This window comes from Nitrosomonas sp. Nm51 (assembly GCF_900111165.1).
Classification (GTDB): domain Bacteria; phylum Pseudomonadota; class Gammaproteobacteria; order Burkholderiales; family Nitrosomonadaceae; genus Nitrosomonas.
Map to the genome: position 1 here is coordinate 163,825 of NZ_FOGH01000003.1, position 6,262 is coordinate 170,086.

Sequence of the window (6,262 nt, forward strand, 5' to 3'; positions counted from 1 at the left end):
TTCGGAGATATGGTGATGTCAACGACAGCGAATTACAGAGTAGAGCTGACACAAGAAGAACATGAGATGCTGAGTACGCCGGTATCGACCGGCAAAGCTGCTGCCCGCAAGATAACACATGCAAGAATATTGTTGTTTGCGGACGAATACTTATCGAAGAACAATTATACTGATGAATCAATAGCCAAAAGCCCTACAAACAGGGATCGCCGCCGTAGGGCGGTTAGACGCCGCTTTATTGAGAAAGGTTTGGGCTCGGCGCTAAACCGTCAAGTGCAAGAGAACAGAAGGGCAAAGAAACTCAATGGCGAGGCGGAGGCATTCCCGGTGGCGACAGCCTGCCCTGCGGCACCGGAAGGAAGGAAGTCCTGGACATTGAAGCTGTTGGCAGACCACTTGGCAGCATGTGATATCGTGGCTTCCATCAGTCCGGAAGCTGTCAGGCAGACGCTTAAAAAACGAACAAAAGGCGAATAAATTCTGCGCAAGATTCAGCGTGCTCATGCGTCGTTAGCGCAGTCACGGGCAGCAGCTATAAAAATGCTTATTAAGAGGCACTGCGCTAGCGGCTATCCATATCCGATGTATCGCTATTTGGGCTAATACCGCATGACGACACTATCTAGGAAACTTAACATGGCTGGATTGGTAAAAAAACAACACTGCAACGTAAACACTGCTGATTATTGATAGTAATGAAAGAATGAGCAGGGTTAATATACGCCACTGTCCACTGGTGACTATTCTGCTCTGGTAGAGAAAGAATATTGAGCTGCTATACTGGACAAAGCCAAACAACAATTCAACGGTTGAATTGCTTGATAACCGAATCATGCAGGAGGCAAAATTGAATAACGCTCAATTTATTGTGCGCAAGGCAGCAGTACTGGGCGCAGGTGTCATGGGTGCCCAAATTGCAGCGCATATGGTGAATGCCAATATTGAAACTTTATTATTTGAGTTGCCGGCTGAAGCGGATGAGCCTAATGCCAATGTAGTGAAAGCGATCGAGAAATTAAAAAAGCATGAACCGGCGCCGCTGTCGGTGAAGGCCAAGGCTGCGTTTATTCAGGCTGCCAATTATGATCAGCATCTTGAGCAATTGAAAACATGTGATGTCGTAATTGAAGCAATCGCTGAACGCATTGACTGGAAGCAGGCACTTTACGAGAAAGTTGCGCCACACTTGGGTGAACAGACTATCTTTGCAAGCAATACATCCGGTCTCTCCATTAATACGCTGGCGCAGGCATTTCCGCAAGCATTGCGGCATCGTTTTTGCGGTGTTCACTTTTTTAATCCTCCGCGGTATATGCATTTGGTCGAATTGATTCCTTGCGAACAGAGCGATGCGTTGATGCTCGATAGCCTGGAATCTTTTCTGGTAACGTATTTGGGCAAGGGAGTAATTCGTGCTAAAGATACACCAAATTTCATTGCCAACCGCATTGGCGTATTCTCATTATTGGCAGCCATGCATCACGCACGTTCATTCGGACTGGCATTTGATGAAGTGGACGCCTTGACGGGTACACTGATCGGGCGGCCTAAAAGTGCGACTTTCAGAACTGCAGACGTCGTTGGTCTGGATGTGCTGGCGCATGTTATCCATACGATGCGCGATACGTTGCCGGACGATGACTGGCACTCCTATTTTGAAACACCCGATTGGCTGCGCGGATTGATTGAGGAAGATGCGCTCGGACAAAAAACCAAACGGGGTGTTTATCAGAAGGTTGGCAAGGAAATTCAGGTGCTGGATCCTGCAGAGAATACATACCGAGTTTCCTGTGGCGAGGTCAACGAGGCGCTGAAACAACAGTTAGCGTACGGCAAACCTGCGGATAAAATCGCTGTGATGCACGATAGTCAACATACTCACGGCCGGTTTCTGTGGGCAATTCACCGTGATTTATTTCATTACTGTGCTGTTCAACTGGAGCATATTGCCGATAATGCGCGTGATCTGGATCTGGCGGTACGGTGGGGTTTTGGTTGGGAGCGTGGCCCATTTGAAATCTGGCAGGGTGCCGGCTGGAAACAGGTGGTGGATTGGATTAATGGTGATATCGCAGCAGGGAAAAGTATGTGTGCTAAACCGCTGCCATCCTGGGTTATGAAAATCGGCGAAAAGGAAGTTGCGGCTGTGCATACATCCCATGGTTCTTACGCACCGGTATCGGAAACAGTACACAGACGTTCGGAGCTGCCTGTTTACCGTCGACAATTATTCCCTGACCGGCTGATCGGAGAAGATGCGACGTACGGTGAAACCATATTCGAAACCGATGCGGTCAGGATGTGGCATACAGGCGATAAAATAGCCATCCTCAGTTTTAAGAGCAAAATGCATACCATTGGCAAGGATGTGTTAAACGGAATTCTCGACGCGATCAAAGAAACCGAGAAAAACTGGCAGGCCATGGTGATCTGGCAAACTGAACCGCCGTTTTCTTTAGGTGCAAACTTAAAGCAGGCAACCGAACGTCCGAAACCGCAACATGTGGCAAAACATGCGCCGGCACAACCTTCCCCGTTAGAAAATTTTTTCAAACGGTTTAAAAAGTCAGCGCAGGCGACAGTTCACAAAGCAGCCAGAGAGTTCGATACGGCAGATGCGCTGATGGCCAGAAAACTGGCTGAAGTGGAGGTGATGGTTGCGCAATTTCAGCAGACATCGCAAGCATTGCGGTATGCTATGATACCGACGGTTGCAGCGGTGGATGGACTGGCGCTGGGCGGCGGATGTGAATTCGTTATGCATTGTGACCGTACAGTTGCTACGATGGAGACTTATATTGGTTTGGTAGAAGCAGGCATCGGCCTGTTGCCGGCGGGTGGCGGATGCAAGGAATTTGCGCTCAGGGCCGCGCAAACCGCGGTGGGAAACGATCCATTTCCACAATTGAAAAAATATTATCAAACCGTGGCCATGGCTGAATTGGCCAAAAGTGCGGAACAGGCAAAAGAATTGGGTTTCTTGCGTCCTGCAGATACCATTATTATGAATCGTTTTGAGCTGTTGCATGCGGCAAAACTACAGGCGATGACGCTTGCCGAATCGGGTTACCGGCCTCCGCTGCGGTCACGGACTATACCGGTAACAGGAAATACCGGTATTGCGACGATTGAGAGCATGCTGGTCAATATGCATGAAGGTGGATTTATTTCCGATCATGACTATTTGATTGGTAAAAAAATAGCATATGTAATGTGTGGCGGGGATTTAACGCCGGGCAGCCTGGTTGATGAAGAATGGTTTCTAGAGCTAGAACGTGCGGCATTCATGGAACTGCTCGCGACAGAGAAGACGCAGGCGCGCATTGATCATACGTTGAAAACAGGAAAGCCACTTAGAAATTAACCGGTAATCTGTTGCGAAAATGTTTTATGAATACGGGCGTATGGCGTCTGAATTCCCAGGGAGAAATAAATGACCAAGCAAATACAAGATGCCTATATTGTGGCAACTGTACGTACGCCGGTAGGTAAGGCGCCGCGCGGCATGTTCAAACATGTACGCCCCGACGACATGCTGGTTCACGTGTTGAAAGCCATCGTGGAACTGTGTGATGGACTTGATCCTGCTGCGGTTGACGATGTGGTTGTTGGTTGCGCTATGCCGGAGGCCGAGCAGGGGATCAATGTTGCACGCGTGGCTTTGTTGCTGGCGGGTTTGCCTGACAGTGTGCCGGGTATGACTATTAACCGGTTTTGCGCATCCGGCCTGCAGTCAGTTGCTATTGCGGCCGACCGTATTCGTCTGGGCGAAGCGGATGTGATGATAGCTGGCGGAACGGAAAGTATGAGCATGGTGCCGATGATGGGTAATAAGGTGGCGATGAATCCGGCAATGTTCAAGCATGATGACAATGTCGCTATTGCTTACGGTATGGGTATGACCGCTGAAAAAGTTGCCGATCAGTGGAAAGTGGATCGTGAAGCGCAGGATGCATTTGCCCTGACGAGCCATCAACGTGCTTTAAAAGCCATAGAAGAAGGAGAATTCAGGCAGGAAATCATACCCTATTCTGTTACTGAAAGATATCCAGACCTCGATACACATCAAGTGCGAGAAGCGGTGTCCGTTAGAGACACCGATGAGGGACCACGTGCGGATACGGATTCGGCGGTACTGGAAAAACTTAGGCCTGTATTTGCAACGCAAGGATCTGTAACGGCGGGTAACAGTTCGCAAATGTCTGACGGTGCCGGTGCAGTAGTTTTGATGAGTGAGTCTGCAATCCAGCGTTTTAATCTTTCTCCGCTGGGCCGTTTTGTTGGTTATTCAGTCGCCGGCGTGCCACCGGAAATTATGGGTGTCGGACCTATCAAAGCGATTCCGAAAGTGCTTGCGCAAACGGGCATCAAGCTCGATGAGCTTGACTGGATTGAATTGAACGAGGCTTTTGCCGCGCAAAGTCTGGCTGTTATTCATGAACTGGGGCTGGATCGCGAAAAGGTAAATCCGCTGGGTGGCGCGATTGCCCTGGGGCATCCTCTGGGAGCTACGGGTTCCATTCGTGTGGCCACGCTCATGCATGGCTTGCGCCGCCACAAAATGAAATACGGTATGGTGACCATGTGCATCGGCAGCGGCATGGGTGCGGCTGGCGTGTTTGAAGCGCTATAGCATTGAATCGGACACGGCACTTGAAAACGGCAGATGCGGACAAATTGCCAATAATCAGCGGACAGTGTTTAACAGTTTAGCCTGTCCTGATGGTATTTCAGGTGCTCTGCAATAAACGTGCTGATGAAATAATAGCTGTGATCGTAACCGGGATGATACCGCAGCGTCAGTTTTTGTCCGGCATTCCGGCATGCTTTTTCTAACCGGTCAGGGCAGAGTTGTTCAGGCAAAAACGGATCTTCCAGACTCTGGTCAATCAATATATCGGCTATCTGTTTGTCGTCCTCTATCAGGGCCGTTGCATCGTGCCTGCGCCAGATGCTCTGGTTTTTCCCAAATAATGGGTGAATGCAGTTGCTCAGGATGAATGCAATTCTTCCCGTATCACTTGCCGTATCGTCTCTTCAATCGTTTTTTTCTGTATTGCTTCTCGTAAGGCGGCATTGATAAGTGTCTGGTAGCCACGCCCTCCGGCTTGTTGTTTGAACCAGGCTACTACATCGGGATCAAGCGTGATGTTTATTTTCTGTTTCTTTTGTGGCAATGGTTTCAGTCCAATGCGTTGTACCGCATGCTTAAAATCATCGTCAGTCCAGACTGGTGCCTCATCCAGATCATTGGAGGCTGGCAAAATAGTTTTTTTGTTCATAACGTTTTGCTCTTCGCATTGAAATAATGTGTATCTCGTCAACGGTTTCAGTGTGTGCAATAACCACCACGTCGACACCAAGCAAACCTATTGTGGAGAATCTATTTTCTGTGTAGGCAAAGCGCGTATCAGGACGGGTAAGCGTGTGACCTGAGAAAACCCTTGGCATCAGCAAAATCCAGTCTGTGCTTTTTAAGGTTAGCTTTGCGCTTTGTTTCGTTCCACGTAAAGTTCATAGTACAAATAGTATAGATTAATATCTATACTTTCAAGGCACAGTTGAACTTATAACCGATTCAATGGTAAAGAAGGGGAGTCCTCATTGGCTCTGAAAACCTCAAAGGCGTATACAAAGACGACTAGCCAAACGGCTCCAGCGAGAAGCCACGTCATCATGTGGATCAGCGACAGTCTGAAGGGCACAAATTGTTGACTCAAAATAGGTCAAAAACACCGATTTTATAACAAAGGATTTGTCGTCTTTGAAATTATTGTTCTATTACTGTTGGTTATTTGCCTCATATTGTATTCTGTGCTTTTGATAAAAAGCAACTATCTGCCACCGCGACTAGTACATCAGCCATATTATTTTGACGGATGCAAGTACACTTAAAAATGAGTAAGATATATAGATAATCTAATCTTATTTATGAGGTGTATTGATGCCTGCCAAGAAATATATTGTCCGCTTGAGTAAAGAAGAATGCGAAACACTCACCAAATTGGTAAGAACAGGAAAAGTTGCTGCTTACAAACGGCAACGGGCACAAATTTTGTTAAAAGCGAATGTAAATCGCTTTGACGGCGGCCTGCATGACAAAGAAATAGCAAAATCACTTGATGTTGGCAGACGGACAATAGAGCGGGTCCGGCAACGACTGGTTGGAGACTGTCCCACTAACTGTGTAAATGTCTATCATTAGATTTTTAAAAGGATAGACGATGAATAAAAAGGAATTGGAGCAATTTGCCCGCAAGGC

General features: G+C 47.8%; 7 protein-coding genes. 4 read left to right on the forward strand and 3 right to left on the reverse strand.

The genetic code is table 11. From position 1 onward, the window contains the following. Positions 1–15 precede the first annotated feature (15 nt). From BMY60_RS02645 to BMY60_RS02655, 3 genes are all read left to right on the forward strand, one after another. Positions 16–477, forward strand: a complete 462-nt coding sequence (locus BMY60_RS02645; protein WP_090330987.1) for a helix-turn-helix domain-containing protein — start codon at positions 16–18, stop codon at positions 475–477. Positions 478–832: 355 nt separating this feature from the next. After that, positions 833–3,364: a 3-hydroxyacyl-CoA dehydrogenase/enoyl-CoA hydratase family protein gene (locus BMY60_RS02650; RefSeq protein ID WP_371264178.1), complete on the forward strand. Its 2,532-nt coding sequence runs from the start codon at positions 833–835 to the stop codon at positions 3,362–3,364. 69 nt (positions 3,365–3,433) lie between these two features. Further along, the gene (locus BMY60_RS02655; protein ID WP_090330988.1) at positions 3,434–4,633 is read left to right on the forward strand and encodes an acetyl-CoA C-acyltransferase; all 1,200 of its coding nucleotides are present in this window, start codon (positions 3,434–3,436) and stop codon (positions 4,631–4,633) included. A 68-nt stretch (positions 4,634–4,701) separates the two neighbouring features. Here the strand turns inward: BMY60_RS02655 and BMY60_RS02660 are convergent, their stop codons facing one another. Genes BMY60_RS02660 through BMY60_RS16550 form a run of 3 tightly spaced genes read right to left on the reverse strand, consistent with a single transcriptional unit; the run spans position 4,702 to position 5,451 of the window. Further along, positions 4,702–5,007 (reverse strand): alpha/beta hydrolase-fold protein, encoded by a 306-nt coding sequence (locus tag BMY60_RS02660; RefSeq protein WP_090330990.1) that lies wholly within the window; start codon positions 5,005–5,007, stop codon positions 4,702–4,704. Beyond that, positions 4,992–5,282, reverse strand: a complete 291-nt coding sequence (locus BMY60_RS02665) for a BrnA antitoxin family protein (protein WP_090330991.1) — start codon at positions 5,280–5,282, stop codon at positions 4,992–4,994. The genes BMY60_RS02660 and BMY60_RS02665 overlap by 16 nt, the downstream gene beginning before the upstream one ends. Then, positions 5,248–5,451: a BrnT family toxin gene (locus BMY60_RS16550; RefSeq protein WP_218141603.1), complete on the reverse strand. Its 204-nt coding sequence runs from the start codon at positions 5,449–5,451 to the stop codon at positions 5,248–5,250. Before BMY60_RS16550 ends, BMY60_RS02665 begins: the two co-directional genes overlap by 35 nt. 493 nt (positions 5,452–5,944) lie before the next feature. Here BMY60_RS16550 and BMY60_RS02675 point away from each other — a divergent pair, with 493 nt between their 5' ends. Then, positions 5,945–6,205, forward strand: coding sequence for a helix-turn-helix domain-containing protein (locus tag BMY60_RS02675; protein WP_090330993.1), 261 nt, complete (start codon positions 5,945–5,947; stop codon positions 6,203–6,205). The last annotated feature ends 57 nt before the right edge of the window (positions 6,206–6,262 follow it).

What these genes read in the sequence shown, in the direction of transcription:
- BMY60_RS02675 (WP_090330993.1), top strand. Translation starts at nt 5,945, where the DNA reads ATGCCTGCCAAGAAATATATTGTCCGCTTGAGTAAAGAAGAATGCGAA.
- BMY60_RS02650 (WP_371264178.1), top strand. Translation starts at nt 833, where the DNA reads ATGCAGGAGGCAAAATTGAATAACGCTCAATTTATTGTGCGCAAGGCA.
- BMY60_RS02665 (WP_090330991.1), bottom strand. Translation starts at nt 5,282, where the DNA reads ATGAACAAAAAAACTATTTTGCCAGCCTCCAATGATCTGGATGAGGCA.
- BMY60_RS02645 (WP_090330987.1), top strand. Translation starts at nt 16, where the DNA reads ATGTCAACGACAGCGAATTACAGAGTAGAGCTGACACAAGAAGAACAT.
- BMY60_RS16550 (WP_218141603.1), bottom strand. Translation starts at nt 5,451, where the DNA reads ATGCCAAGGGTTTTCTCAGGTCACACGCTTACCCGTCCTGATACGCGC.
- BMY60_RS02655 (WP_090330988.1), top strand. Translation starts at nt 3,434, where the DNA reads ATGACCAAGCAAATACAAGATGCCTATATTGTGGCAACTGTACGTACG.